This is a genomic window from Streptomyces sp. CBMA152 (assembly GCF_014596475.1).
Lineage (GTDB): Bacteria > Actinomycetota > Actinomycetes > Streptomycetales > Streptomycetaceae > Streptomyces.
Window position 1 is genome coordinate 156,149 of record NZ_MECJ01000024.1, and the last position, 25,225, is coordinate 181,373.

25 protein-coding genes and 1 riboswitch are annotated in these 25,225 nt (G+C 72.2%); of the genes, 7 read left to right on the forward strand and 18 right to left on the reverse strand.

What is annotated here, in order from left to right:
* Nucleotides 1-80: 80 nt before the first annotated feature.
* From BG418_RS20625 to BG418_RS20635, 3 genes are read right to left on the reverse strand one after another with little or no spacing between them, the layout of a single operon-like run.
* Complete coding sequence (locus BG418_RS20625) at nt 81-866, reverse strand: DUF3710 domain-containing protein (protein WP_188275410.1); 786 nt, start codon at nt 864-866, stop codon at nt 81-83.
* Between the two features lies 1 nt (nt 867).
* The gene (dut, locus tag BG418_RS20630) at nt 868-1,383 is read right to left on the reverse strand and encodes a dUTP diphosphatase (RefSeq protein WP_188275411.1); all 516 of its coding nucleotides are present in this window, start codon (nt 1,381-1,383) and stop codon (nt 868-870) included.
* Nucleotides 1,380-1,964 carry a PaaI family thioesterase gene (locus tag BG418_RS20635; protein ID WP_188275412.1) on the reverse strand — a complete coding sequence of 195 codons (585 nt, stop codon included), beginning with the start codon at nt 1,962-1,964 and terminating at the stop codon, nt 1,380-1,382. The genes dut and BG418_RS20635 overlap by 4 nt, the downstream gene beginning before the upstream one ends.
* 58 nt (nt 1,965-2,022) lie before the next feature.
* On the opposite strand from BG418_RS20635, the gene BG418_RS20640 reads away from it, so the two are divergent.
* Nucleotides 2,023-2,478 (forward strand): DUF3093 domain-containing protein, encoded by a 456-nt coding sequence (locus BG418_RS20640; RefSeq protein ID WP_188275413.1) that lies wholly within the window; start codon nt 2,023-2,025, stop codon nt 2,476-2,478.
* 7 nt (nt 2,479-2,485) lie between these two features.
* On the opposite strand, the gene BG418_RS20645 is transcribed toward BG418_RS20640, so the two are convergent.
* The 4 genes from BG418_RS20645 to BG418_RS20660 form a co-directional block, all read right to left on the reverse strand.
* Nucleotides 2,486-3,469 carry a hypothetical protein gene (locus BG418_RS20645; protein WP_188275414.1) on the reverse strand — a complete coding sequence of 328 codons (984 nt, stop codon included), beginning with the start codon at nt 3,467-3,469 and terminating at the stop codon, nt 2,486-2,488.
* A gap of 12 nt (nt 3,470-3,481) precedes the next feature.
* Nucleotides 3,482-3,778, reverse strand: a complete 297-nt coding sequence (locus BG418_RS20650) for a DUF4193 domain-containing protein (RefSeq protein WP_067165176.1) — start codon at nt 3,776-3,778, stop codon at nt 3,482-3,484.
* Nucleotides 3,779-4,171: 393 nt separating this feature from the next.
* Nucleotides 4,172-5,416 (reverse strand): HAMP domain-containing sensor histidine kinase, encoded by a 1,245-nt coding sequence (locus BG418_RS20655; RefSeq protein ID WP_188275415.1) that lies wholly within the window; start codon nt 5,414-5,416, stop codon nt 4,172-4,174.
* 5 nt (nt 5,417-5,421) lie between these two features.
* Nucleotides 5,422-6,075 carry a response regulator transcription factor gene (locus tag BG418_RS20660; protein WP_101390599.1) on the reverse strand — a complete coding sequence of 218 codons (654 nt, stop codon included), beginning with the start codon at nt 6,073-6,075 and terminating at the stop codon, nt 5,422-5,424.
* A gap of 387 nt (nt 6,076-6,462) precedes the next feature.
* On the opposite strand from BG418_RS20660, the gene BG418_RS20665 reads away from it, so the two are divergent.
* Entirely contained in the window at nt 6,463-6,636 is a 174-nt protein-coding gene (locus BG418_RS20665) for a hypothetical protein (RefSeq protein WP_188275416.1), read from the forward strand.
* Nucleotides 6,637-6,700: 64 nt separating this feature from the next.
* Here the strand turns inward: BG418_RS20665 and BG418_RS20670 are convergent, their stop codons facing one another.
* Together BG418_RS20670 and BG418_RS20675 are read right to left on the reverse strand one after the other, a co-directional pair.
* Nucleotides 6,701-7,516: an inositol monophosphatase family protein gene (locus tag BG418_RS20670; protein ID WP_188275417.1), complete on the reverse strand. Its 816-nt coding sequence runs from the start codon at nt 7,514-7,516 to the stop codon at nt 6,701-6,703.
* A 9-nt stretch (nt 7,517-7,525) separates the two neighbouring features.
* Nucleotides 7,526-8,677 carry a ferrochelatase gene (locus BG418_RS20675; protein ID WP_188275418.1) on the reverse strand — a complete coding sequence of 384 codons (1,152 nt, stop codon included), beginning with the start codon at nt 8,675-8,677 and terminating at the stop codon, nt 7,526-7,528.
* Nucleotides 8,678-8,866: 189 nt separating this feature from the next.
* Here BG418_RS20675 and BG418_RS20680 point away from each other — a divergent pair, with 189 nt between their 5' ends.
* On the forward strand, nt 8,867-10,102 hold the full coding sequence (locus BG418_RS20680; protein ID WP_188275419.1) for an MFS transporter: 1,236 nt from the start codon (nt 8,867-8,869) through the stop codon (nt 10,100-10,102).
* A complete protein-coding gene (locus tag BG418_RS20685) occupies nt 10,071-11,381 on the forward strand; it encodes a D-arabinono-1,4-lactone oxidase (protein ID WP_188275420.1) in 1,311 nt (436 codons plus the stop codon). Before BG418_RS20680 ends, BG418_RS20685 begins: the two co-directional genes overlap by 32 nt.
* 3 nt (nt 11,382-11,384) lie before the next feature.
* Here BG418_RS20685 and BG418_RS20690 read toward each other — a convergent pair whose 3' ends face one another.
* Nucleotides 11,385-12,200, reverse strand: coding sequence for a hypothetical protein (locus BG418_RS20690; RefSeq protein ID WP_188275421.1), 816 nt, complete (start codon nt 12,198-12,200; stop codon nt 11,385-11,387).
* Nucleotides 12,201-12,698: 498 nt separating this feature from the next.
* Here BG418_RS20690 and sepH point away from each other — a divergent pair, with 498 nt between their 5' ends.
* On the forward strand, nt 12,699-13,745 hold the full coding sequence (gene sepH, locus BG418_RS20695) for a septation protein SepH (RefSeq protein ID WP_188275422.1): 1,047 nt from the start codon (nt 12,699-12,701) through the stop codon (nt 13,743-13,745).
* A gap of 92 nt (nt 13,746-13,837) precedes the next feature.
* Here sepH and BG418_RS20700 read toward each other — a convergent pair whose 3' ends face one another.
* Nucleotides 13,838-14,686, reverse strand: a complete 849-nt coding sequence (locus BG418_RS20700; RefSeq protein ID WP_188275423.1) for a sulfurtransferase — start codon at nt 14,684-14,686, stop codon at nt 13,838-13,840.
* A gap of 225 nt (nt 14,687-14,911) precedes the next feature.
* Between BG418_RS20700 and BG418_RS20705 the strand changes: the two genes are divergently transcribed.
* On the forward strand, nt 14,912-15,685 hold the full coding sequence (locus BG418_RS20705; protein WP_188275424.1) for a VOC family protein: 774 nt from the start codon (nt 14,912-14,914) through the stop codon (nt 15,683-15,685).
* 123 nt (nt 15,686-15,808) lie between these two features.
* Here the strand turns inward: BG418_RS20705 and BG418_RS20710 are convergent, their stop codons facing one another.
* The 4 genes from BG418_RS20710 to BG418_RS20725 form a co-directional block, all read right to left on the reverse strand.
* Nucleotides 15,809-16,456, reverse strand: coding sequence for a thymidine kinase (locus tag BG418_RS20710; protein ID WP_188275425.1), 648 nt, complete (start codon nt 16,454-16,456; stop codon nt 15,809-15,811).
* Nucleotides 16,457-16,523: 67 nt separating this feature from the next.
* Entirely contained in the window at nt 16,524-17,717 is a 1,194-nt protein-coding gene (locus tag BG418_RS20715; protein WP_188275426.1) for an alkaline phosphatase family protein, read from the reverse strand.
* Entirely contained in the window at nt 17,717-18,304 is a 588-nt protein-coding gene (locus tag BG418_RS20720; RefSeq protein WP_188275427.1) for a DUF5998 family protein, read from the reverse strand. The genes BG418_RS20715 and BG418_RS20720 overlap by 1 nt, the downstream gene beginning before the upstream one ends.
* A 36-nt stretch (nt 18,305-18,340) precedes the next feature.
* Nucleotides 18,341-21,196 (reverse strand): bifunctional GNAT family N-acetyltransferase/acetate--CoA ligase family protein, encoded by a 2,856-nt coding sequence (locus BG418_RS20725; protein ID WP_188275428.1) that lies wholly within the window; start codon nt 21,194-21,196, stop codon nt 18,341-18,343.
* A gap of 200 nt (nt 21,197-21,396) precedes the next feature.
* On the opposite strand from BG418_RS20725, the gene BG418_RS20730 reads away from it, so the two are divergent.
* Nucleotides 21,397-21,678 (forward strand): HPr family phosphocarrier protein, encoded by a 282-nt coding sequence (locus BG418_RS20730; protein ID WP_188275429.1) that lies wholly within the window; start codon nt 21,397-21,399, stop codon nt 21,676-21,678.
* A 161-nt stretch (nt 21,679-21,839) separates the two neighbouring features.
* Here BG418_RS20730 and BG418_RS20735 read toward each other — a convergent pair whose 3' ends face one another.
* The 3 genes from BG418_RS20735 to BG418_RS20745 all read right to left on the reverse strand — a co-directional run bounded on the left by BG418_RS20735 (nt 21,840) and on the right by BG418_RS20745 (nt 25,225).
* The gene (locus tag BG418_RS20735; RefSeq protein WP_188275430.1) at nt 21,840-22,517 is read right to left on the reverse strand and encodes a GntR family transcriptional regulator; all 678 of its coding nucleotides are present in this window, start codon (nt 22,515-22,517) and stop codon (nt 21,840-21,842) included.
* 181 nt (nt 22,518-22,698) lie between these two features.
* The gene (locus BG418_RS20740; protein WP_188275431.1) at nt 22,699-23,469 is read right to left on the reverse strand and encodes a M23 family metallopeptidase; all 771 of its coding nucleotides are present in this window, start codon (nt 23,467-23,469) and stop codon (nt 22,699-22,701) included.
* Nucleotides 23,470-23,482: 13 nt separating this feature from the next.
* Nucleotides 23,483-23,643: riboswitch (cyclic di-AMP (ydaO/yuaA leader) on the reverse strand.
* Nucleotides 23,644-23,857: 214 nt separating this feature from the next.
* Complete coding sequence (locus BG418_RS20745) at nt 23,858-25,225, reverse strand: pitrilysin family protein (protein WP_223185203.1); 1,368 nt, start codon at nt 25,223-25,225, stop codon at nt 23,858-23,860.

A 25,225-nucleotide genomic window follows, 5' to 3' on the forward strand; every position in this document is an offset into this window, starting at 1 on the left:
GGCCCCGCGCTCCTCAAGAAAAGGCCGATGGGCCGCACCCCCCATAGGGGTACGGCCCATCCTTGTGAACCCGTTTCGGGTCAGCGCACCTCGGTGATTTCCGGGCCGCGCTGGAGCTGGCCCATTCCGCCGGAGAAGCGGGAGCCCTCCTGCTCCTCCTGCTGGACGCCGTCGGGCATCATCTGCGCGTCGTCCGGGAGCTTCAGGACGATCGGGTCGCGCGGGGCCATCGGGCCCTCGCCGCGGACGACGACCGTGTCCTGGAAGATCTGCTCAAGCAGCCCGGCCGCCTGCGGCTGCACCGCGCCCTGGCCGGAGATGACACCGCGCAGGAACCAGCGCGGGCCGTCCACACCCACGAAGCGGACCAGCTGGACCCCGTTGGTCCCGTCCGGCAGCTGCACCGGCACCTGGGCCCGCAGCTCCCAGCCCAGCGGACCCTCGACCTCGTCGATGATCCCGCCCTGCTGGGTGATGCCGGAGGCGATCTCCTCGCGGACCTCGCCCCAGATCCCCTCGTTCTTGGGGGCCGCGAAGGCCTGCAGCTGCACCGCGCTGTCGCGCAGCACGACGGTGGCCGCCACGATCGCGTCGCCCGCGACCTCGACCCGCAGCTCCATCCCCTCGACCCCGGGGACGAACAGGCCGCCCAGGTCGACCCGGCCCTCGCCGGCCTCGGACACCTCGGAGATGTCCCACGGACCGTCCGGCCGGGGGGCCGGCGGCAGGTTCACCCTGCGCGGCTCGCCCTCTTCGGCCTTGTCATCGGCGTAGTCGGCATCTTCGGCGTCGATGCCGTCGACGACCTGCTCGGCCTCGCCCGCCATGTCCTCGGCGGATCCGCTCTTCTTGCGACGTCCGAACACGTCACTGTCCTTCCCGGTCGGATACGACCGAAGCGTATCGATTCCCACCCGTAGTGCCGCCCACGGCGGCATGACCGCCGGTGGAACCGAAGCCCCCCTCGGCCCGCGCCGAGCCGGGAAGCTCCGCCACCTCGTGGAAGCGCACCTTCTCGACCTGCTGGACGACCAGTTGGGCAATCCGGTCGAATCGCTCGAACCGCACGCTCTCGCGCGGGTCGAGATTGACCACGATCACCTTGATTTCCCCACGGTACCCGGCATCCACCGTCCCTGGGGCATTCACCAGGGCGACACCGCAGCGTGCGGCCAGGCCGGACCTCGGATGCACAAAGGCTGCGTACCCGTCGGGCAGGGCGATACTCACCCCCGTCGGCAGCACCGCCCGCTCCCCCGGAGCGAGTTCGGCGGCCTCGGTGGTGACGAGGTCGGCGCCCGCGTCACCGGGGTGCCCGTACGCCGGAATCGGCACCTCGGGGTCGACACGGCGGATGAGGACGTCTACGGGGTTACGGGTCACGGGTTCACCTCGAAGGCGCGGGCGCGCCTGACCTGGTCGGGGTCGGACATGACGGCCTGGATCTCCTCGGCGCGGCCGTTCTCGATGAAGTGGTCCACCTTCACCTCGATGAACAGCGCGTCGGCCCGGACCGCCACGGGCCCGTCGGGGCCGCCTATCCGGCCGGTCGCGGTGGAGTAGATCTTCCGTCCGGACACGGCGGTGACCTCGGCCTCCAGGAACAGCACGGTGTCCAGCGGCACCGGACGCACGAAGTCGGTCTCCAGGCGGCCGGTCACGGCGATGGTCTGGAGCAGCCAGTTCAGCGAGCCGAGCGTCTCGTCGAGCGCGGTGGCGAGCACGCCGCCGTGCGCGAGGCCGGGGGCGCCCTGGTGGGCGGGGCGCACGGTGAACTCGGCGGTCACCCGCACGCCCTCACCGGCCCGCGCCTGGAGGTGCAGCCCGTGGGGCTGCCCGCCACCGCAGCCGAAGCAGTGCTCGTAGTGCGCGCCGAGCAGCTCTCCGGGGGCGGGCGCGTCGGGGTGCCTGACCGGCGGCGCGGCGTCGGCCGGGGGCGTCAGGGACGCAGATCTAGCAGTCACAGCCGCTGACCTTACCCGCGGTCCCGGGCGCGAAGCGCGTCGTGCCAAGCTTGCTGTCATGCAGCCGAACGCCCCTCAGTACACCGAACGCCTCACCGCGCCCCGCTCCTGGTGGATGATCGCCGCCCTGGTGGGTGTCGCGTGCGCGCTGATGCTGCTGCCGCTCGGCGGCCTGCCGCTCCTCGGTGGCCTCATCGGCGGCACGGCCGCGGCCGCCGTGGTGGTGAGTTCGTACGGCTCGGTACGCATCCGGGTGGTCGCGGGCACCCTGATCGCGGGCGACGCCCGGATCCCGGTGACGGCCCTGGGCGAGCCGGAGGTCCTGGACGCGGAGGAGGCCCGGGCCTGGCGCCTCCACAAGGCCGACCCCCGCGCGTTCATGCTGCTCCGCAGCTACATCCCGACGGCGGTCCGGGTAGAGGTCACGGACCCCGAGGACCCGACCCCGTACGTGTACCTCTCGACGAGGGACCCGCAGGCGCTGAAGGCGGCACTGGACGGGCTGAAGGCGTGAAGCTCGGCTAGCTGCCGAGTTCCTTGGGCAGCTCACCCGGCCGCAGCGGGTCGGTGGGCTGCTCCAGCGGAGGCAGCTCGGCCAGCGCATCCCACGGCACCTGCCGGGCCCGCAGATCGGCCCGCACCCGCGCGGCGACTTTCTTCGTATCGCGCCGGTTCATGACAGCGCCCACCGCCGCTCCCACCATGAACGGCGTGAGATTCGGCAGATTCCGCACCATGCGCTTGGTGATCTGCTGGCGCAGCTCACGCTTCATCTGCACGCCGAGCGCCGCATTGACGGTCGACGGCTTGGTCACCTGGACACCCCGCTCCTCGGTCCAGGACGTCAGATACGCCGTGGAGCGCTGGGTGAGATTGCCGGGCGGCCGCATTCCGTAGACCTCGTGGAGCTCGGCGATCAGCTTGAGCTCGATGGCCGCGACTCCGGTGACCTCAGCGGCAAGCTCGGCCGGCATCGCGGGCGGAACGGGCAGCATCGCGGCGGCGCCGATTCCCGCGCCCACCGCGGAGGTGGCGTTGGCCGCGCCCGCGATGAGTTTGTCGGCGATTTCCTCCGGGCCGAGGCCCGGAAACTGGGTGCGCAACGTGGTCAGGTCGCGCACCGGAATGCGCGGGGCGATCTCGATGACGCGGTCGGCGAGATGGCCGAGCCCCGCCTTCGCGCTCGCACCGCTCTTGCGCACCCCGTTCTTCAGTGCCGGTACGCCTTTGTCGACGGCGGCTTTTCTCAGGGCGCCCAGGCGTCGGGCCCCGGCCGCGGGCCCCGCCTGGTCGTCCAGTACTGCTTCGAGCGAGGCCGGCCGGCCCCGCTCGTCGTCACGTGCACGAGCGGCAGAGCTCACCGCGGGGAGGGCGGAGGGCTCGGTGGGCGTCTGGACGCCCTCTGCCGGGCCTGTGCCGCCCTGTGACGCCTCGGGCGTACCCGGGGCACCCTTTCGCCGGAACGGTCGCTTCCGGGGCGGTTCGGCGCCTTCCCCTCCTTCCACGGACGTGCCTGATCAGTCGCAGTCGCGGCAGATCGGCTGACCGTTCTTCTCCCGGGCCAGCTGGCTGCGGTGGTGCACGAGGAAGCAGCTCATGCAGGTGAACTCGTCGGCCTGCTTGGGCAGGACCCGAACGGCGAGTTCCTCGTTGGAAAGGTCCGCGCCGGGCAGTTCCATGCCCTCCGCGGCCTCGAAATCGTCGACGTCGACGGCCGAGGCCGACTTGTCGTTCCGCCGGGCCTTCAGTTCTTCAAGACTGTCGGAATCGACGTCGTCATCGGTCTTGCGTGGGGTGTCGTAGTCCGTTGCCATGTCGCTCTCCCCCTCTGGGTGGTTGCGGTGTCTCCAGCGCACGTAACGCGTGAGAGGCCGGACTTGTGCCCGACCCGAGGCGGAGATTTTGCCTCACATCAAGGTCTGTTACTCAATCGACACCCAGCCGCACTCCTCAAGAGTGATCGTCTTGGATGGCGATCGGGACCGTACACGGTCCGAATGTCGCACTTCACGGGCGTCACCCCGTGTACTTCCCGTGATCTCACCCCCCGGAAACCCGGACTTTTCCCGGTTTTCCGGCGGAGGCAATGATCACGGAGAGTAGATGGCCGGAAATTTGCCCTTGTGATTGATCACACACGGACACTTCCGGAACGGGTCCCGAAAATTCCGCTCAAAGCGAACTTCTCGACGGCATCGAAAAGCATCTCAAACTGGCATGGTGACACGCATCACGAGGCCGCCGCCCTCTCGGGGCTCCGCGATGATACGGCCTCCGTGGGCCCGCGCGACGGATCGCGCGATGGAAAGCCCGAGCCCGACCCCCTTGTCGCTGCCCGTGCGCTCCGTGCGCAGCCGTCGGAACGGCTCGAAGAGGTTGTCGATCTCGTACGCGGGAACCACCGGCCCCGTGTTCGAGACCAGCAGGACCGCCTGTCCCTGCTGGAGCTCGGTGGTCACCGACACCCAGCCGTCCTCGGGGACGTTGTAGCGCACCGCATTCTGCACCAGGTTCAGCGCGATCCGCTCCAGCAGGACGCCATTGCCCTGCACCACGGCGGGCGCCCGCTCGCCGCGGATCTCCACGCCCTTGGCCTCGGCCTCCCCGCGTGCCTGGTCGATGGCGCGCGAGGCGACCTCGGCGAGGTCGACGGGCTTGCGGTCGACGATCTCGTTGTCGCTGCGGGCGAGCAGCAGCAGGCCCTCCACCAGCTGCTCGCTGCGCTCGTTGGTGGCCAGCAGCGTCTTGCCGAGCTGCTGGAGCTCCACGGGCGCCCCGGGGTCGGAGAGATGGACCTCCAGGAGCGTGCGGTTGATCGCGAGCGGAGTTCTGAGCTCGTGCGAGGCGTTCGCCACGAACCGCTGCTGGGCGGTGAAGGCCCGCTCCAGGCGGTCCAGCATGTCGTCGAAGGTGTCGGCGAGCTCCTTGAGCTCGTCGTCCGGGCCGTCCAGCTCGATCCGCCGGGTCAGGTCGGTCCCGGCCACCCGGCGGGCGGTACGGGTGATCCGGCCCAGCGGCGACAGGACGCGGCCGGCCATCGCGTATCCGAACGCGAACGCGATGACGCTCAGGCCCACGAGCGCCATCAGCGAGCGGGTCAGCAGATCGTCCAGCGCGTGCTGGCGCTGCTCGGCGACGCACGCCTTCAGCGCGGCGTTCGCCTCGTCGGCCGACAGGCCGGGGGCGAGCGCCGGGCATGAGTTGCTGGTCAGCTGGATCTTGCTCTCGGGCAGCAGCTTGAACGGCAGATCGTTGGCCGTGTGCAGGGCGGCGGCCGCGAGCAGGTAGATGATCGAGAGCAGCAGGATGCCCGCGATCATGAACATGCCGCCGTAGAGCAGGGTGAGCCGTATCCGGATGGTCGGCCGCACCCATGGGAACGGAGGCTCGGCTCCCCTGGGGTCCCAGGTCGGTTTCGGTGGCGCCGTCGGTGGCGCGGGGGTCGTGGCCATCGGGGTCAGATCCGGTATCCCGAGCCCGGCACCGTGACGATGACGGGCGGCTCGCCGAGCTTGCGGCGCAGCGTCATGACGGTCACGCGCACCACGTTGGTGAACGGGTCGGTGTTCTCGTCCCACGCCTTCTCAAGCAGCTGCTCGGCCGAGACGACGGCGCCCTCGCTGCGCATCAGGACCTCCAGGACCGCGAACTCCTTCGGGGCCAGCTGGATCTCCTTGCCGTCGCGGAAGATCTCGCGCCGGTTCGGGTCGAGCTTGATGCCGGCCCGCTCCAGGATGGGCGGCAGCGGCACCGTCGTACGGCGGCCGAGCGCCCGCACGCGCGCGGTGAGCTCGCTGAACGCGAAGGGCTTGGGCAGATAGTCGTCGGCGCCGATCTCCAGGCCCTCGACGCGGTCGCTGACGTCGCCGGAGGCGGTCAGCATCAGGACCCGGGTGGGCATCCCGAGCTCGACGATCTTGCGGCAGACGTCGTCGCCGTGCACCAGCGGGAGGTCCCGGTCGAGCACGACCACGTCGTAGTCGTTGACACCGATGCGCTCCAGGGCGGCGGCGCCGTCGTAGACGACGTCGACGGCCATGGCCTCCCGGCGCAGTCCGGTGGCCACCGCATCGGCGAGCAGCTGCTCGTCCTCGACGACGAGTACGCGCACGGCGCTTTTCCTTCCTCTGAGCCCCCGCGGGCCGCGGCGCCCCTTAGGGGCACGCGGGCCCACGCGGGCGGTTCTTCCGAGCCCGTGTGGGCCGTTCTGTGGGCACTGAAGCAGTGACTGTGCGCTTCCATCCTGCCCCTTACGGCCATAAACCGGCGGTAAGACGGTGCCGCCGCACAGTCGCCGTCCGACCTGCGGCTTCATCGGCGGCGACGGAATTCGGCGGATTCCCACGCGAGTTGAGGTTTCTGTGGGACCGGCCCGGGGGAGGACGACTGCACACCCGCGATCACGCCCTGTATGTGGCATGCCACTACCCGCTGCTCGTGATCGTGACCCACCGTCGGCACACCCCCGTGCCACCGACCCACGACGAGGGGGCGCACCATGGACGCATTCACCGCAGGACTCCTGCAGCGCATAAGGGCCACGGAGACGGACCTCACGCGGGCCCGCGAGAACGGCGACGACTTCCTGGTGGAAGTCGAACAGGCCGAGCTCGACGATCTCCATCGCCTCGCCGCCGAACACGGCGTCGAGGTGGCGGCCACGGCAAGCTGAGCACGCACGCGAACCCCCGGCACCGCAGGACGGTGCCGGGGGTTCGCGCTGTCCACAGGCCCGCTCAGTCGTGCCAGGCCCCGTACTCCTCAAGGAGGGCCTGGAGCGGGCCGAAGAGCTCCGGGGTCGCCGCGATCGTCAGGTCCCGCGACGGCGGGTCGCCCGGGCGTCCACCGGTCAGGGCGCCCGCCTCGCGCGCGATGAGGTCACCCGCCGCCAGGTCCCAGGGGTTGAGCCCGCGCTCGTAGTACGCGTCCAGGCGCCCGGCCGCCACGTCGCACAGGTCGATCGCCGCCGAGCCGCCGCGCCGCACATCCCGGAACTGCGGGATCAGCTTGGCCGCGATCTCCGCCTGGTGGACCCGCACCGACTGGACGTAGGCGAAGCCGGTCCCGAGCAGCGAGCGGTCGAGCGGGGCCGCCGGGCGGCAGCGCAGCGGCCGCTCGCCCATGAACGCGCCGCCGCCTAGCACCGCGTGGTACGTCTCGCCGCGCATCGGGGCCTCGACCACGCCCGCGACCCGCACCCCGTCCCGCTCGGCGGCGATGGAGACTGCCCAAGTGGGGAGCCCGTAAAGGTAGTTGACGGTTCCGTCGAGCGGGTCGATGACCCAGCGCACCCCGCTGGTGCCCTCGCTGGAGGCGCCCTCCTCGCCGAGGAAGCCGTCGTCGGGGCGGTGTTCGGAGAGGAAGCCGGTGATCAGCTTCTCGGCCGCGATGTCCATCTCGGTGACGACGTCGATCGGGCTGGTCTTGGTGGCGGCGACGCCCAGGTCGGCCGGGCGCCCGTCGCGCAGCAGCGCCCCGGCCCGCCGGGCGGCCTCCAGGGCGAGCGCGAGCAGTTCGCGGTTCTCGGTGTTCTCTGTGTTCTCGGCGGGCATGGTCGCTCCTTACGCGTACGGGCTGTCGGCGCCGGCCGCGGCGGGCCGCAGCGCCCGGGCGGGGCAGCAGCCGACCGGGCACAGGTCGTGCGAGGGGGCGAGCGCGCCCAGGGCGCAGCGCTCCACGGACTCCCCGCGCTCGGCCGCCGCCCGCTCCAGGACGAGCTCGCGCACGGCCGCGGCGAACCTCGGGTCCGCGCCGACCGTGGCGGAGCGGGCGATCGGAAGGCCGAGCTCGGCCGCCTTGGCCGTGGCCTCGGTGTCCAGGTCGTACAGGACCTCCATGTGGTCCGACACGAACCCGATGGGCACCATCACGACCGCCGGTGCGCCGTCCCCGTGCAGCGCCTCCAGGTGGTCGCAGATGTCCGGCTCCAGCCACGGGATGTGCGGGGCGCCCGAGCGCGACTGGTAGACGAGCTCCCAGGGCCGCTGCACCCCGGTCTCCTCACGGACGGCGTCGGCGATCACCCGGGCGACGTCCAGGTGCTCGCTCACGTACGCGCCGCCGTCCCCGTGCTCCTCCACCGGGCCCGAGGTGTCGGCGGACGCGGTGGGGATCGAGTGCGTGGTGAACGCGAGATGGGCGCCAGCGCGGACCTCCTCCGGCAGCGCGGCCAGCGCGGCGAGCACGCCGTCGATCATCGGGCGCACGAAGCCGGGGTGGTTGAAGTAGTGCCGCAGCTTGTCCACGCGGGGCGGCTCGATGCCCTCCGCTTCCAGCGCGGCCAGCGCGTCCGCCAGGTTCTCGCGGTACTGGCGGCAGCCCGAGTACGACGCGTACGCGCTGGTGGTGAGCACGGCGATACGGCGGTGGCCGGCCTGGGCCATCTCGCGCAGCGTGTCCGTGAGGTACGGCGCCCAGTTCCGGTTGCCCCAGTGGACCGGGAGGTCCAGGCTGTTCTGCGCGAAGTCCTTGCGCAGGGCGTCGAGCAGGGCGCGGTTCTGCTCGTTGATGGGGCTGACCCCGCCGAAGAGGAAGTAGTGCTGACCGACTTCCTTCAGCCGCTCCCGGGGGATGCCCCGGCCGCGCGTCACGTTCTCCAGGAACGGGACCACGTCGTCGGGACCTTCCGGGCCGCCGAAGGAGAGCAGCAGCAGGGCGTCGTACGGAGCCGCTTCGAGGGCCGCTCCTGGAGCTTGATCGCGCAGATCGGACATGACATCGATCCTGCCATCCGCCACTGACAACCGGGGCACCGGGAACGGGACCCCGCCGAACCGGACATCGGCGGCCGAGGGCGGCGGCGCACGGAAAACATGGTGCACACACGCCACTCTGCACCGTAAGTTCAACACCGTAAGCTTTAGGAATTAACTGCTCGGTTGAGCCGGAAGCCGGAGCCCCGCATGGCCAGTCCCTACCGCGCGATATTCGCCGCCCCCGGCACCAAGGGGTTCTCCGCCGCCGGTCTCCTCGGGCGGATGCCGCTGTCGATGATGGGCATCGGCGTCGTCACGATGGTCTCCCAGCTCACCGGCCGTTACGGGCTCGCGGGCGCGCTCTCGGCGACGCTCGCCATGTCGGCCGCCGTGCTCGGGCCGTACATCTCCCGTCTGGTCGACCGGCACGGGCAGCGCCTGGTGCTGCGGCCCGCCACGCTCGCCGCTGTGGCGGCCGTCGCCGGACTGCTCGTCTGCGCCCAGCAGGGGGCGCCGGACTGGACGCTGTTCGTGTTCTCGGCGGGCGCGGGCTGTGTGCCGAGCGTCGGCTCGATGGTCCGGGCCCGCTGGGCCGAGATCTACCGGGGCGACGGCCAGAGCCTGCACGCGGCGTACTCCTGGGAGTCGATCGTCGACGAGCTCTGCTTCATCGTCGGCCCGATCCTCTCCATCGGGCTCTCCACCGCCTGGTTCGCCGAGGCGGGGCCGCTGATGGCGGCCGCCTTCCTGGTCGCCGGCGTCTTCTGGCTGACCGCCCAGCGCGCCACCGAACCGGTTCCGCATCCGCGCGAACACCACAGCGGCGGCACGGCCCTGCGCTCCCCCGGCCTCCAGGTCCTGGTCGCCACCTTCGTCGCGACGGGTGCGATCTTCGGTGCGGTCGACGTGGTCACCGTGGCCTTCGCGGACGAGCGCGGCCACAAGGCGGCGGCCAGTCTGGTGCTCGCGGCGTACGCGCTGGGCTCGTGTCTGGCGGGTGCGGTGTTCGGGCTGCTGCGGTTCAAGGGCGCCCCCGCCAAGAGGTGGCTGGTGGGCGTGTGTGCGATGGCGGTGAGTATGATCCCGCTCCAACTGGCCGGGAGCCTGCCGTTCCTGGCCGTGGCGCTCTTTGTCGCGGGCCTGTCCATCGCGCCGACGATGGTGTCGACCATGGCCCTCGTCGAACAGCACGTACCGCGCAGCAAGCTCACCGAGGGCATGACCTGGACGAGTACCGGGCTCGCGGTCGGTGTGGCGCTCGGTTCGTCGGCCGCCGGGTGGGCGGTCGACGCGGCGGGCGCGCGCTCGGGGTATCTGGTGCCCGTCGTGGCGGGAGCGCTCGCGGCCGCGGTGGCGTTCTCGGGGTACCGCCGGCTGCGCAGGCCGGCGCCACGACGGGAGGGGCTGGCAGATGAGCGGAGCGAGCAACAGCACGTGGCGTAACTGGGCGGGCAACGTCACCGCACGGCCGGTCCGGGAGGTGTCCCCCGCCTCGGCGGCCGAGGTGGCCGCGGTGGTCCGCAGGGCGGCCGAGGACGGCCTGAAGGTGAAGGCGGTCGGCACCGGCCACTCCTTCACCACGGCGGCGGCCACCGACGGTGTGCTCATACGCCCCGATCTGCTCACCGGCATACGGGAGATCGACCGTACGGCGATGACCGTGACCGTCGCGGCGGGCACGCCCCTGAAGCGGCTGAACGCGGTCCTCGCGCGCGAGGGACTCTCCCTCACCAACATGGGCGACATCATGGAGCAGACGGTGGCCGGGGCCACCGCGACCGGAACCCATGGCACCGGCCGCGACTCGGCGTCAATAGCCGCCCAGATCACGGCACTTGAGCTGGTCACCGCGGACGGCTCGCTCCTCACCTGCTCGGCGAAGGAGAACCCGGAGGTCTTCGCGGCGGCCCGGATCGGGCTCGGGGCGCTCGGGGTGGTCACGGCGATCACCTTCGCGGTGGAGCCGGAGTTCCTGCTCACCGCGCGCGAGGAGCCGATGACGTTCGACCGGGTGACGGGCGAGTTCGACGAACTGTTCGCGGAGAACGAGCACTTCGAGTTCTACTGGTTCCCGCACACCGGCAACTGCAACACCAAGCGCAACAACCGCAGCGCGGGCCCCGCCGCCCCGGCCGGCCGGGTGAGCGGCTGGATCGAGGACGAGCTGCTCTCCAACGGGGTCTTCCAGCTGGCCTGTTCACTGGGCCGGGCCGTGCCCGCGACCATCCCGGCCATCGCCAGGATCTCCAGCCGCGCCCTCTCCGCCCGTACGTACACCGACATTCCGTACAAGGTCTTCACAAGCCCTCGCCGGGTGCGGTTCGTGGAGATGGAGTACGCCCTCGCGCGCGAGGACGTCGTCGACGTGCTGCGCGAGGTGCGCGCGCTGGTCGACCGCTCCGGCCTGCGGGTCAGCTTCCCGGTCGAGGTGCGCACGGCGCCGGCCGACGACATCGCGCTCTCCACGGCGTCCGGCCGCGACACCGCGTACATCGCCGTACACCTGTACAAGGGCACGCCGTACCAGGCGTACTTCACCGCCGTGGAGCGGATCATGACCGCGCACGGCGGCCGTCCGCACTGGGGCAAGGTGCACACCCAGGACGCGGAGTACTTCGCCGAGGCCTATCCGCGCTTCGGCGAGTTCACCGCGCTGCGCGACCGGCTCGACCCGGAGCGGCGGTTCGCCAACGCGTATCTGCGGCGGGTGCTGGGCGACTGACGCTCAGGTGGCGGGCGGGGCCGCGGAGGACCCGGGGTTCCCGGTCGCGCCCGTGCCGCCGGCGGCCGGGCCCGTGTCCGCGCTCGGGGACGGGGACGGCGGCGGGCTCGGGGTGCCGCCGGTCGTGCCCTGGCCGCCGGTGGTGGTGCCGGGCGAGGTGGACGGGGAGGGCGTCGGGCTCGTACCGGTCGAGCCGCCGGACGTGCCGCTCGTGCCGGACGTCGAACCGCCGCCCTGGCCCGGGTCCTTGGAGGGCGACTGCCCGCCGCCGGTGCCCGTGCCCGGGGTGTGGCGGTTGTCGCGATCGGTCTCCGGCTCCTTGTCGGACGACCTGGCGCCGCTGCCGCTGACGACCGAGCCGAAGGTGGTGCCGCCCTTGCCGCCGCTCAGCTTCGAGTCGGACGCCAGTTCGTACGTGGTGATGCCGGCCATCGCGATGACGAAGACGACCGCGGCGCCCAGCGCGGAGCGCTTCCAGCCCCGGACGCGGGTGCCGTGGACGGTGGCCGCGCCGAACTCGCCCTGGCGCGTCTCCTCATACGCGGGCAGCCCCGGCGTCTGACGGGCCTTCGGGATCGTCTGGACGGTGACGTCGCGCAACTGCTCGCCGGTCCGGCGGAACAGATGCTGGAAGACCGTGCCGCCACAGGTGGCGACGACGCTGACCACACCGGCGCCGAGGATCGTCCCGTAGACGCCGAGCTTGGAGGCGAGCACGGCGGCCGCGATCGCCGCGAGCGCGCTGCCCGCGACCTGGGGAACGCTCAGGTCGAGGCGCTTTTCGTCCTGCTTCGTCCCGGTATCCGGCTTCTCACCCATCTACAGCCTCTGTTCGCCCTTCTCCGCCAGCTTGTACGTAGAGGGGACCTATGGGCGAAGCGAATAGTTCCGTTTCTGGCGATTGTGTGAAGCACGACACGTACGAAGTACGTGTCGTCACGGCGCACGGCATCCAACTCCCGCCCCCCGGGAGAACTTCGGCGGCGCGGCGGTCCACCCAGGTGGCCCGAATGGAGTACTGTGGCGAGCCCTGGGCCTGGTCTCCCTCACGGGTTTCCGGGTCCTGCGGGAGGGGGCCGAAACCGGCACTCGAACCGGCGGAGCCGTGGCACCGCACGGGCGCCTGCTGGTGGAGCGACCACTTCGGTCACTCTGCGTTGCAAATAGGTAACCGTGCCATAACGGCGTACCAGGGCACATGCCCGACACGCCGGGCAACTCGGCAATGTTGTGGCAGGCTGCACCCGGGCAGGCCACACTCGACTAGCGGAAGCAGCGACGCAGGTGACGTCGGCAGGCACCACCCGGGAGGTCCCCATGCCCGAACTGCGTGTCGTGGCCGTCTCCAACGACGGCACACGACTGGTGCTCAAGGCTGCGGACAGCACGGAATACACGCTTCCGATCGATGAGCGGCTGCGCGCCGCCGTGCGCAACGACCGTGCTCGCCTGGGCCAGATCGAGATCGAGGTGGAGAGCCACCTCCGGCCCCGCGACATCCAGGCGCGTATACGGGCCGGTGCCTCGGCCGAAGAGGTCGCCCAGCTCGCCGGGATCCCCGTCGACCGGGTGCGCCGCTTCGAGGGCCCGGTGCTCGCGGAGCGCGCCTTCATGGCCGAGCGGGCCCGCAAGACCCCGGTCCGGCGTCCCGGCGAGAACACCGGACCCCAGCTCGGCGAGGCGGTCCAGGAGCGGCTGCTGCTGCGCGGCGCCGACAAGGACAGCGTCCAGTGGGACTCCTGGCGCCGCGACGACGGCACCTGGGAAGTCCTGCTCGTCTACCGCGTGGCCACCGAGCCGCACGCGGCGAGCTGGACGTACGACCCGCCGCGCCGTCTCGTCCAGGCCGTCGACGACGAGGCCCGCTCGCTGATCGGCGAGAGCGACGACACCCCCGAGCCGAGCTTCCCGTTCGTGCCCAGGATCGCCCGGCTGCCCCGGGACCGGCCGCTGGACCGCGCCCTGGACCGGCAGTTGGACCGGCCTCTGGAGCGTCCCACCGCTCCCGCACCCGAGCCCGCTGCGGACGAGAGCGACTCGCTCACCAGCCTCCTGGAGGCGGTGCCCAGCTTCCGGGGCGACATGGTGGTGCCCGAGCGGCCCACCGCCCCGCCCGAGCCCCCGGCGAGCGAGCCCGAGGCCGAGCCGGAGATCGAGGAGCCGCCGGCGCCCGCCGCCTCGGCGGGTGCGGGTGCCGCGTACGCGGACGTCCTGATGCCGCGCTCGGTGAGCGGTCACCGCGACCGGCTCACCGGGACGACCGACCGCCAGGCCGAGGCCGATGGCGTGCGGCCCGGCCGTCGCGCCGCCGTGCCGAGCTGGGACGAGATCGTCTTCGGCACGCGCCGCAAGAAACAGGAGTAGCCGCTTCTCCGCGGCAACCGCTTCCCCGTAGGGGAAGCCCGTAACGACCCGAGGGGCCCGCGCCGCGCGCGGGCCCCTCGGTGTGCGTCGCGCTACTGCGGGTCGGGGCCGGTGGCCACCGGGCGCGACTCGTCCGAGGACCAGTGCGACCAGGAGCCCGCGTACAGCGCGGCCGGGATGCCCGCGACCGCCAGGGCCAGCACCTCATGGGCGCCGGAGACCCCGGAGCCGCAGTAGACGCCGACCTCGCTGCCGGAGGCGCCCAGCGCCTTGAAGCGGTCGGCGAGGACCTCGGCGGCCAGGAAGCGCCCGTCGGGGCCCACGTTCTCGGTGGTCGGCGCCGAGACCGCGCCCGGGATGTGGCCGCCGACCCGGTCGATCGGCTCGACCTCGCCCCGGTAGCGCTCCCCCGCACGCGCGTCCAGGAGCAGCCCCGATCGGGCGAGGGCGGCCGCCGCGTCCGCGTCGAGCAGCCCCAGCGCGCCGGGCGCCGGCTCGAAGTCGCCCTCGGCGGGCGCCGGAAGCTCGGTGGAGAGCGGGCCGCTCCAGGTGGCGAGGCCGCCGTCGAGGACCCGTACATCCTGGTGCCCCGTCCAGCGCAGCAGCCACCACGCGCGCGCGGCCGCCCAGCCCTGGCCGCCGTCGTACACGACCACCGGCGTCCCGGCCGACACGCCCGCGCGGCGCATCACCGCGCCGAAGGCGGCCACATCGGGCAGCGGATGGCGCCCGTCCGGGCCGGGCGGGGCGGCCAGTTCCGCGTCGAGGTCGACGAAGACCGCGCCGGGGATGTGCCCGGCCGCGTACTCGGCCCGGCCGTCGAAGGGGGCGGCGCCGGCCGCCTTGGCCAGGCTCAACTGCCAGCGGACGTCGAGCAGGACCGGCGGCCGCGCCCCGGCCAGCTCGCTCGCCAGTTCGGATGCGCTGATGATGGCGTTCATGGGGCCATCCTCGCGCAGTGCCCGCCGCAACGTAACGGGCGCGAAACGGATGAGAAATGCCAAAGTGGGCATCCCTCCTGCGGGAACACGCCAAAAGCGGCGCGGCCGGGGCGCGCATCGCCTCCGGTGGTGCAAGCATCTGCGAGGGGGTGGGCGCGCGGCGCGGCCGGCCGCCCACTTCTTTAGGGCGCGGTGTCACAGCGATGGTCCGAGGAGAGAGTCACGATGTCCCAGGCAGAGACCCGGCACACACCCGGAACACCCTGCTGGGTGAGCCTCATGGTGCACGGCCTGGCGCCTACACAGGAGTTCTACGCGGCGCTGTTCGGCTGGGAGTTCCGGCCCGGGCCCGCATCGCTCGGCCCGTACGTACGGGCCGTGCTCGACGGCGCCGAGGTCGCGGGCATCGGGCAGCTGCCGCCAGACCGCCATCTGCCGATCGCCTGGACCACCTATCTGGCCACCGACGACGCGGACGCGACGGCCGAGGCGATCCGGCACTGCGGCGGCACGGTCGGGGTGGGTCCGCTGGACGCGGGCGACGCGGGCCGGCTGGTGATCGCCTCGGACCCGGAGGGCGCGGTCTTCGGCGCCTGGCAGGCCGAGGCGCACGTCGGCAACACGGTGGCGGGCGCGCCGGGCACGCCCGTGTGGAACGAGCTGGTGACCCGGGAGACCTCGGCGGTCGCCAAGTTCTACGAGTCGGTGTTCGGCTACGAGGAGGAGGCGGTGGTCTCGGCCGACTTCGACTATGTGACGCTCCACCTCGACGGCCGCCCGGTCGCCTCCCTGCACGGCGTCGGCCACGCGCTGCCGCGCGACAAGGGCGCGCACTGGATGACGTACTTCGAGGTCACGGACGCCGACGCGGCGGCCCGCCGGGTCACCGAGCTGGGCGGCCACGTGATCAAGCCCCCACGCGACGGTTCGAGCGGCCGCGTGACGACGGTGGCGGACCCGGAGGGCGCGGTCTTCACACTGGTGCGGTCGCACGAATGACCCGAGCGAACGCATCGCCCTGCACCTACAGGGGCGCGGGGCTGTGACATTTTGCGGCTCCGCCGCGTGGGCGCGACCAGCCACGCACGGTCCGCAGCCGAATAACCCGCCCCCGCGGAGCGACTACGCGTCGACGGGGAGCACGTCCGGCGACAGCGCAGCCGCACGCGCGGCCGCGGCCGTCATCCGGCGGCGGTGGTGGCGTCGGCACAGCACCTCGTAACCGATCTCGTCCTCGGACTGGTTGACGTCGCCGACGACCACCTGGGCGCCCTCGACGACCATCTCGCCGCCGACCGTACGGGCGTTGTGCGTGGCCCGTGCGCCGCACCAGCACAGCGCCTCGACCTGGAGCACCTCGACGCGGTCGGCGAGCTCAACGAGCCGCTGGGAGCCGGGGAAGAGCTTGGAGCGGAAGTCGGTGGTGATGCCGAAGGCGAAGACGTCCAGGTCGAGGTCGTCGACGACCCGGGCGAGCTGGTCGATCTGCTCGGGCGCGAGGAACTGCGCCTCGTCCGCGATCACATAGTCGCAGCGGCCGCCCTTGGAGAGGTGGGCGACGAGGTACGCGTAGAAGTCGAAGCCCTCGGCGGCCTCGACGGCGTCCGTCACCAGGCCGAGGCGGGAGGACAGCTTGCCCTCGCCCGCGCGGTCGTCACGCGTGAAGATCATGCCCTGGAGTCCGCGCGCGGACCGGTTGTGCTCGATCTGAAGAGCGAGGGTGCTCTTTCCGCAGTCCATCGTTCCGGAGAAGAACACCAGCTCGGGCATGGGAGGGTGACGGCCTTTCGGGTCTGCGCGCACGCGCGCGTAGAGGACGGGAGAAGTACGGGAAGGGTTACGAGCGTACTTCTATGAGCGGCACCAGCTGCTCGACGGGGGTCATCGAGCCGTGCATGCCGACCATCGCGGACTCGTTCGGCTCGTTCTGCGAGGCGGTGATCACCACATCGGCGTGGGCCGCCGCGACGACGTCGCCGATCCGCCCGTACACCCGCTCGTCGCAGGCGCCCGGCTGCCCGAACCAGCCCGCGGCTATGGCCTCCTCGCGGCTGGCCACCCAGAACTGCTCGCCGAGCACCTCGCGCCAGACGGCGAGGACGTCGGACTGGGCGCCCGGGACCGCGTACACATGGCGGGCCCGGCCCTCGCCGCCGAGCAGGGCGACGCCCGCGCGCAGCTCCCAGTCCTCGTCGAAGTCGATACGGGACTCTTCGTCGAAGGGGATGTCGATCATGCCGTGGTCGGCGGTGACGTACAGCGCCGCGCGGGGCGGCAGCTGCTCGGCGAGGCGCTGGACGAGCCGGTCGACGTACATCAGCTGGCCGCGCCAGGCGTCGGAGTCGACACCGAAGCGGTGGCCCTTGCCGTCGACCTCGCTGTAGTACGTGTAGACCAACGAGCGGTCCCCGGCGGCCAGTTGCTCGGCCGCGAGGTCCATGCGCTCCTCGCCGGAGAGCCGCCCGTGAAACGTTCCGCCACTGAGCGCGACCTTGGTCAGCGGGGTGTGTTCGAACGTCGGCGACGACACCTGGGCGGTGTGCACCCCGGCCGCGTCGGCCAGTTGGAAGACCGTGGGGTACGGCTGCCACTCGTGCGGGTCGGTCCACGGCCGCCAGCGCAGCTGGTTCATCAGCTGGCCGGTCTCGGGGTTGCGCGCGGTGTAGCCGGGCAGGCCGTGCGCGGCGGGCGGCAGGCCCGTGCCGACGGAGGCGAGCGAGGTGGCGGTGGTCGCCGGGAAGCCCGCGGTGATCGGGCGGCCGGTGCCGCCGCGCGAGGTGCCGAGCAGCGAGTGCAGATACGGGGCCTCGTCCGGGTGCGCCTTGATCTGCTCCCAGCCGAGGCCGTCGATCAGGAAGACACAGTTCCGGTCGGCCGGGGTGAGCTCGGGGATCGCGGCGCTCACGCCGGGCACGCCCTGGCCCGCCACGAGCGTGGGCAGCAGATCGGCGAGCGAGCCGCTGCCGTACTCGGGCAGGGGGGCGGTGTCGAGGGCGAGGGGTTCCGGATCCTGCCAGTAGGGCTGGGCCATCAGCGGCCGGTCGCCGCGGTCGCCTCGGAGAGCGCCTGCGCGAAGGCGAGGGTCTGGCGCACGGTGTCCGGGCCGTCGCCGGCCTCGCTGACCCGCAGGCTCAGGTCGTCGGCCGTGGCGTTGCCGGTGTAGCCGTGGTCGGCGTCGCAGTTGGGGTCGCCGCAGGCGGCGGGCTCCAGGTCGATACGGGACACCGCGCCCCAGCCGATGGTGAGGACCACTTCGCGGGGCAGCACGCCCGGCGTGTACGACTCGGGGTTGGCGACGACGCGGCTGACCACCACGGACGAGATCCGGCCGATCTTCACGGACTCCGTCGAGGTCGTCGCGTACGGCGTCGGGGAGCTGGTGTCGGCGTTCTGCTCGTCGGTGTGGCTCACGATGAAACGATTGTCCGTGAGGACGAGGACCGTGACGTGGCGACGCACCTCGTTGGCGTCGAAGGTGGTCTCCTGGTGCACCAGGTACGACGCGATCGGCTCACCACCGACGGCGGCCTCCACCGCCTCGGCCACAAGGGCCGGGTAGTAGCCGCTGCGCTCGATCGCCGCGCGCAGCCCCTGGGTCATCGTGCCGGTCTTCGCCATGGACTCCATCCTACGGGGCCTTGGGGCCCGATCGTTTCAGTAGCTGGGCAGGCGGCGGGGGCCGAGGTCGGTGCGGGCGGGGGGCGGGGCGAGGCGGACGGTGGCGGCGAGGGCGGTGAGGCCGTGCTGGGCGACGACGACCGGTTCCAGGGTGACGGCGACGACCTCCGGATGGTCGTCGACCAGGCGCGACACCCGCAGCAGGAGCTCTTCCAGCGCCGCCGTGTCCACCGGGGCCGAGCCGCGCCAGCCGAACAGGAGCGGGGCGGTCCGGATCGACCGGATCAGCTCGGCGGCGTCGCGGTCGGTGGCCGGAACCAGACGGTGGCCGGTGTCGCCGAGCAGCTCGGAGGCGGCGCCTGCCAGGCCGAAGGAGAGCACGGCACCGACGGCCGGGTCGATGGCGGCGCGCACCACGGTGTCCACCCCGCGCGGCGCCATCGCCTGGACGACCGGCTGCAGCTCCTCCGGCTTGCCGAGCGCGTGGGTCAACTCGGCGTACGCGCGCCGCAGTTGCTCCTCGTTCGCCAGGTCCAGGCGGACCCCGCCGAGGTCGGGGCGGTGGCGCAGATGCGGGGCGGTGGTCTTGAGCGCGACGGGGTAGCCGAGGCGGGCGGCGGCCTCGACGGCGGCGTCCGGGTCCGGGGCGGGGCGGGCGGGGCGCACCCGGATGCCGTACCGGCCGAGCAGCGCCTCGGCGGCGTCGCTGCCGAGCGTCACGCCCCGGGGGTCCGGGGCGTCGCCGAGCAGCCCCGCGATGTCCCGGGCGGCCCCGGCCTCGTCGATGTCGTCGCACTCCGCCACCTTCCCCTGCTCGGCGGCCTGCCGCCGCCACTGCCCGTACCGCACGGCCTGTGCGAGCGCCCGTACGGCACGCTCGGCGGCGGGATAGGCGGGGATGCGCCCCTGCACCCCCTCCGGTGCCACGCCCCCGCTTCCTGGCTCCGGCCGCGCCGGCACCACCCTCCCCCGGTTCGCCGTCGCCGCCCGCGGTGCCGTGTCCGCCGCGCTCGCGAGCGCCTGGGCCAGGCCGCCCAGCTCCACGTGGACCACTGCCACCGGCTTCGCCGGGGACGTGGCCGTGGCTTCCTTCAGGGCGGTGGCCAGGGCCTCGTCGGGGTGGCCGGGAGTGCCCACCCAGGGGATCGCCGTGACCACCACCGCGTCGCAGAACTCGTCCGCGAGCGCCTGCGCCAGCGCGTCCCGGAAGTCGGCGGGAGTGGCCGCCGTCGTCAGGTCGCGGGGCGGCAGGGGGCGCAGGCCCTCGGTGAGGCAGGCGTCGTACGTCAGCAGGCCGAGCGACTCGGAGTTGCCCAGGATCGCCACGCGCGGGCCCGCCGGCAGCGGCTGGTCCGCGAGGAGCACGCCCACGTCGACCAGTTCGGTCACCGTGTCCACCCGGATCACCCCGGCCTGGCGCAGCAGCGCCGAGACCGCCGCGTCCGGGACGCGCGTCACCGGGACCGCGTGGCCCGGCGGGGTCGAGCCACTGTGGCGCGCGCCCTTCACCGCGACCACCGGCTTCACCGCCGCCGTCCGCCGCGCGAGCCGGGTGAACTTCCTCGGGTTGCCGATGGATTCGAGGTACAGCAGGACCACGTCCGTATCGGCGTCCTCGTACCAGTACTGGAGGATGTCGTTGCCCGAGACGTCCGCCCGGTTGCCGGACGAGATGAACGTCGACAGGCCCGCCCCGCGCCGGTACAGACCCGAGAGCAGCGCGATGCCGATCGCTCCGGACTGGGTGAACAGGCCGATCCGGCCACGGTCGGGCGGCTCCGGCGCCAGGGACGCGTTCAGCCGCACCCCAGGGGCTGTGTTGATCACGCCGAACGCGTTCGGCCCGATCAGCCGCATCCCGTACGACCGCACCTGCCGCAGCAGTTCGCGCTGGCGCTCGCGGCCCGCCGCGCCGCTCTCGGCGTAACCGGCGGAGAGGACGACCAGCCCCTGCACCCCGTGCTCGCCGCACTCCGCGACCGCCTCCGGCACCCGCTCGGCCGGTACGGCGACGACCGCCAGGTCGACCGGCTCGGCGATCTCCGCGAGCGAGCGGACCGCGGGTACGCCGTCGACCGTGGGGCCACCACCGAACCACGAGCCGCCGTCGGCAGCGGAACTCCCGTCCCCGAACGCCCGGTTGACCGCGTACACCCGGCCCGTGAACCCCGCCCCCAGCACATTGCGCAGCACCGTGCGCCCCACCCCGCCCGGCGCGCGGCCGACGCCGATCACGGCGAGCGAGCCGGGCGCCAGCAGCCGCTGCACCGAGCGTGACTCGGCGCGCTGCTCACGCGCGCGCTGCACGGCCAGCGACTCGGCCGTCGGCTCCAGGTCGAGCGTCAGATGGACCGAACCATCCTCGAAGGAACGCTTCTGCTGATAGCCCGCGTCGGTGAACACCTTGATCATCTTGTTGTTGGCGGGCAGCACCTCCGCCGCGAACCGCCGGATCCCCCGCTCGCGCGCGACCTCCGCGATGTGTTCGAGCAGCGCGGACGCCACCCCGCGCCCCTGATGGGCGTCCTGCACCAGGAAGGCCACCTCGGCCTCGTCGGCCGGGGCGGAGGCGGGGCGGCCCTGCGCGTTGATCCGGTCGAAGCGGACGGTCGCGATGAACTCGCCGCCGACCGTCGCCGCCAGGCCGACCCGGTCCACATAGTCGTGATGGGTGAAGCGGTGCACGTCCTTGGCGGACAGCCGGGGGTAGGGCGCGAAGAAGCGGTAGTACTTGGACTCGTCCGACACCTGCTCGTAGAAGGAGACGAGCCGCTCGGCGTCGGCGGTCGTGATGGGCCTGATCCGGGCCGTGCCCCCGTCGCGCAGCACGACGTCGGCCTCCCAGTGGGCCGGGTACGCGGGGTCCTGCGTCTTCTCCTGCGGAGCCTGCATACGGGCAGCCTACGGGTCGCGGCGCCGGTTGGGGCGGGCCAAGGTAGGGAGCCGGAGCAGGGCGCCCGGACAGGGACAGGACAGGGAGAGGAGCACAGGGCCGAACGGCCTCCGGGCCGGGGTCCGAGGTCGGTATGAGCACTCCGCAGGACATGAGAGAATGGTCTAGACAACCGTCAGAGATTTCGAAGGGCATCACCATGGCTGAGCGCCGCGTCAATGTCGGCTGGGCCGAGGGCCTGCACGCCCGCCCCGCTTCCATCTTCGTCCGCGCCGCCACGGCCTCCGGCGTCCCCGTGACGATCGCCAAGGCCGACGGCAACCCGGTCAACGCCGCCTCCATGCTCGCGGTGCTCGGCCTGGGCGCGCAGGGCGGCGAGGAGATCGTGCTGGCTTCCGAGGCGGAGGGCTCCGACGCGGCCCTGGACCGTCTGGCGAAGCTCGTCGCCGAGGGCCTTGAGGAGCTCCCGGAGACCGTCTGACCCCGGTCGGCCGAGCCCCACGCTTCACGAAGCGAGCCGTGGATCCCGAATTCGGGATCCACGGCTCGCTTTCTTTTACGCGACTCCACGTACGCGACTGCTGATTTCGGGCAGCAGAAACCGGCCCCTCGAATTACTTCCCTTTGTATACGGCGGCTTTGTTAAGCACGGACGCTCGCGGTGTGTACGGCATGTTGCGAACTCCTCACGTCCGCCGGGCGGCGCAGCCGATAGGCGGAAAAGGCACGCTCGGCGTGGAGGGTCGCCAGCGATCTGGTCCGCTCTGCGTCGCCGCGCGCCACCGCGTCCACGATCGCCCCGTGCTCCGCCCAGGACTCACCGGGCAGCGCGGGGTGCTCCACCACGTACATCCAGGCGATCTTGTGCCGCAGCTGGGTGAGCAGCGCGATCAGGCCGGGGCTGCCGGACGCCTGGGCGAGCGTCTCGTGGAACCAGACGCCCAGCGAGCGCAGGTCCTCGCCCTGGGCCCGCCGGATGCGCTCCTGACCCAGCCTGACCAGGCCGCGCAGCACCTTGAGATGGGCCTCGGTGTGCCGCGTCGCCGCGCGCGCGGCGGCCAGCGGCTCCAGGAGTACGCGCATTTCGAGCAGGTCGGCCGCCTCCTGCTCGGTGGGCTCGGCGACACAGGCCCCGGCGTGCCGGCGGGTGGTCACGAAGCCCTCGGACTCCAGGGTGCGCAGCGCCTCGCGGACCGGGACGCGCGAGACTCCGTAACGCCGGGCGAGCACTTCCTCGGTGAGCCGGCTGCCGCGCTCGAAGAGTCCCGCGACGATGTCGTCACGGATTGCCGTGCATACCGATTGCGCCGGAATGCGCATGACCGAACCTCCGCCTTAATCCCCGCGAAACGCGGTCGATCGACGCCTGTTCGGCGACTCTATTCCAGCGGCTGTTAATTCCCCGTGACATGGCCTATTCCAGCGATATCTTTTGGCCAACGCACGAAGCCCCCGGCACACAGGTGCCGGGGGCTTCGCGGAAGGAAGGTGCGTCGGTCCGTCAGACGTTGACGCCGTGCGCGCGCAGATACGCGACCGGGTCGATGTCGGAGCCGTACGTGGGGGCCGTGCGGGCCTCGAAGTGGAGGTGCGGGCCGGTGGTGTTGCCGGTGTTGCCGGAGAGGGCTATCTGCTGGCCCGGCTCGACGGACTGGCCGACGGAGACCTCGATGGACAGCAGATGACCGTACTGGGTGTACGTGCCGTCGTTCATCTTGATCACGATGTTGTTGCCGTACGCCCCGCCCCAGCCCGCCTCGACCACGGTGCCGAGCCCGACGGCGTGCACCGGGGTGCCGCTGTCCGCGTGGAAGTCGATGCCGGTGTGACTGCCGGAGGACCACAGCGAGCCGCCGGTCTTGTAGCCGGTGGAGACGTACGAGTTCGCTATCGGCGCGACGAAGGTGTTGAGGCGCTTGCGCTCGGCCTCGCGGGCGGCCCGCTCCTTGGCGGCGCGCTCCTCCTTGGCCCGGGCCTCGGCCTTGCGCTGGGCCTCGGCGGCGGCGCGGGCCTTGTCGGCGGCGTGCCGCTGGGCCTCGGCCTGGGCGCCGATGCGGTCGGCGAGCGTGTCGCCGATGACGATGGCCTGGGTGATGCCGGTGTCCTCGACGGAGGCCGAGGTGGACGCGGCGTTCTCGGCGGCGAGGGCCGGCGAGGCGAGGGTGCCCACGACTCCGGCGGTGGCCAGGGTGGCGATGCCGGCTATGTTCGCGCTCTTGCGCGACATGGCGCTCGGACGACGGTGTTTCCCGGTGGCACGGGTGAACGCCATGGAGAGGCGGTGTCCTTTCCTTCCATCTCGCCTACCGGGTTAGCTGACGGGTTCGGAGCTGGAAGGTCTCCTACGGGCCCCTCCGCGGGCGGAGGCGTCCGATTCACCCCAGGGACTGAGTGGGTCCCCGGCTCCCCTGGCTCGCGCCAGTTGGGGACTCGGCGATCGCTGTCCGGTGCCGCGGCTGCGACGGGTGGTGACGGACAGCCCGACCGACGCTAGACGGCTGATCTTTCAATCGCCAAACAGACGCCTGTTTTTGTAGCGCACGCCACATGACAGACAGGCAACCTCCCCACTAAATGGGACATATAGGAGGACCCCGGTGGCAGATGTGCCACCGGGGTCCTTCCCGTACGCCACGCCACGCGCGCGACGCTGTTCCCAATCAGCCCGCCACGACGGTGACTTCACCGATTCCGAGGGCCTTGACCGGCTCCGCGATCTGCGCCGCGTCACCGACGAGGACGGTCACCAGACGGTCCACCGGGAAGGCGCTGACGACGGCCGCCGTCGCCTCCACGGTGCCCGTCTCGGCGAGGCGCGCGTACAACTGCGCCTGGAAGTCGTCCGGGAGGTGCTGCTCGACCTGGTCGGCCAGCGTCCCGGCGACGGCCGCCGCCGTCTCGTACTTCAGTGGGGCGACGCCCACCAGGTTCTGCACGGCCGTCTCGCGCTCGGGGTCGGTCAGACCCTCGGCGGCGAGCTTGCGCAACACCGTCCACAGGTCGTCCAGGGCCGGGCCGGTGTTCGGGGTGTCGACCGAGCCGCTGATGGCGAGCATGGCCGCACCGGTGCCCTCGGCGCCGGAGCGCAGCACCTGACCGTACGCACGTACTCCGTACGTGTAGCCCTTCTCCTCGCGCAGGACGCGGTCCAGCCGGGAGGTGAGCGTGCCGCCCAGGCAGTACGTCCCGAGGACCTGGGCGGGCCAGACGCGGTCGTGGCGGTCCGGGCCGATCCGGCCGATGAGCAGCTGCGTCTGGACGGCGCCGGGCCGGTCGACGATGACCACACGGCCGGTGTCGTCGGCGGTGATCGGCGGCATCGGGCGCTCCTCGGCCGCGGTACCGGTCCAGGCGCCCAGGGTGTCCGCGAGGACCGCGTCCAGGTCGGTGGCGCCGAAGTCGCCGACGACGACCGCGGTGGCCGCCGCCGGGCGCACATACGCCTCGTAGAAGGCCCGCACGGCCGACGCGTCGATCCGCGTGACGGTCTCCTCGGTGCCCTGGCGCGGGCGCGACATGCGCGCGGACGCCGGGAAGAGCTCCTTGGAGAGCTGCTGGGCGGCGCGGCGGGCCGGGTTGGCCAGCTCGTGCGGGATCTCGTCGAGGCGGTTGCGGACCAGGCGGTCGACCTCCGCGTCGGCGAACGCGGGCGCGCGCAGCGCCTCCGCGAGCAGAGCGAGCGCCTTGGGGAGCCGGGAGACCGGCACCTCCAGGGAGACTCGCACGCCCGGGTGGTCCGCGTGCGCGTCCAGGGTGGCGCCGCAGCGCTCCAGGTCGGCGGCGAACTCCTCGGCGGAGCGCTTGTCGGTGCCCTCGGAGAACGCGCGCGCCATGATCGTGGCGACGCCGTCCAGACCGGCCGGCTCGGCGTCCAGCGGGGCGGCGAGGAAGATCTCGACGGCCACGACCTGCTGGCCCGGGCGGTCGCAGCGCAGCACGGTCAGCCCGTTGGACAGGGTGGAACGGCCCGGGGCGGGGAACGCCCAGGGGCGCGCGGTGCCCGCCGCCGGCTGCGGGTGGAACTCCAT

Bases quoted from the DNA above. Each gene is read 5' to 3' on its own strand.
- BG418_RS20705 (WP_188275424.1), top strand. From the start codon at position 14,912: ATGTCCCAGGCAGAGACCCGGCACACACCCGGAACACCCTGCTGGGTG.
- BG418_RS20715 (WP_188275426.1), bottom strand. From the start codon at position 17,717: ATGGCCCAGCCCTACTGGCAGGATCCGGAACCCCTCGCCCTCGACACC.
- BG418_RS20740 (WP_188275431.1), bottom strand. From the start codon at position 23,469: ATGGCGTTCACCCGTGCCACCGGGAAACACCGTCGTCCGAGCGCCATG.
- BG418_RS20640 (WP_188275413.1), top strand. From the start codon at position 2,023: ATGCAGCCGAACGCCCCTCAGTACACCGAACGCCTCACCGCGCCCCGC.
- BG418_RS20720 (WP_188275427.1), bottom strand. From the start codon at position 18,304: ATGGCGAAGACCGGCACGATGACCCAGGGGCTGCGCGCGGCGATCGAG.
- BG418_RS20690 (WP_188275421.1), bottom strand. From the start codon at position 12,200: ATGGGTGAGAAGCCGGATACCGGGACGAAGCAGGACGAAAAGCGCCTC.
- BG418_RS20685 (WP_188275420.1), top strand. From the start codon at position 10,071: ATGAGCGGAGCGAGCAACAGCACGTGGCGTAACTGGGCGGGCAACGTC.
- BG418_RS20735 (WP_188275430.1), bottom strand. From the start codon at position 22,517: ATGCGCATTCCGGCGCAATCGGTATGCACGGCAATCCGTGACGACATC.
- BG418_RS20745 (WP_223185203.1), bottom strand. From the start codon at position 25,225: ATGGAGTTCCACCCGCAGCCGGCGGCGGGCACCGCGCGCCCCTGGGCG.
- BG418_RS20675 (WP_188275418.1), bottom strand. From the start codon at position 8,677: ATGTCCGATCTGCGCGATCAAGCTCCAGGAGCGGCCCTCGAAGCGGCT.
- BG418_RS20665 (WP_188275416.1), top strand. From the start codon at position 6,463: ATGGACGCATTCACCGCAGGACTCCTGCAGCGCATAAGGGCCACGGAG.
- BG418_RS20680 (WP_188275419.1), top strand. From the start codon at position 8,867: ATGGCCAGTCCCTACCGCGCGATATTCGCCGCCCCCGGCACCAAGGGG.
- BG418_RS20730 (WP_188275429.1), top strand. From the start codon at position 21,397: ATGGCTGAGCGCCGCGTCAATGTCGGCTGGGCCGAGGGCCTGCACGCC.
- BG418_RS20725 (WP_188275428.1), bottom strand. From the start codon at position 21,196: ATGCAGGCTCCGCAGGAGAAGACGCAGGACCCCGCGTACCCGGCCCAC.
- BG418_RS20700 (WP_188275423.1), bottom strand. From the start codon at position 14,686: ATGAACGCCATCATCAGCGCATCCGAACTGGCGAGCGAGCTGGCCGGG.
- BG418_RS20655 (WP_188275415.1), bottom strand. From the start codon at position 5,416: ATGGCCACGACCCCCGCGCCACCGACGGCGCCACCGAAACCGACCTGG.
- BG418_RS20710 (WP_188275425.1), bottom strand. From the start codon at position 16,456: ATGCCCGAGCTGGTGTTCTTCTCCGGAACGATGGACTGCGGAAAGAGC.
- sepH (WP_188275422.1), top strand. From the start codon at position 12,699: ATGCCCGAACTGCGTGTCGTGGCCGTCTCCAACGACGGCACACGACTG.
- BG418_RS20650 (WP_067165176.1), bottom strand. From the start codon at position 3,778: ATGGCAACGGACTACGACACCCCACGCAAGACCGATGACGACGTCGAT.
- BG418_RS20670 (WP_188275417.1), bottom strand. From the start codon at position 7,516: ATGCCCGCCGAGAACACAGAGAACACCGAGAACCGCGAACTGCTCGCG.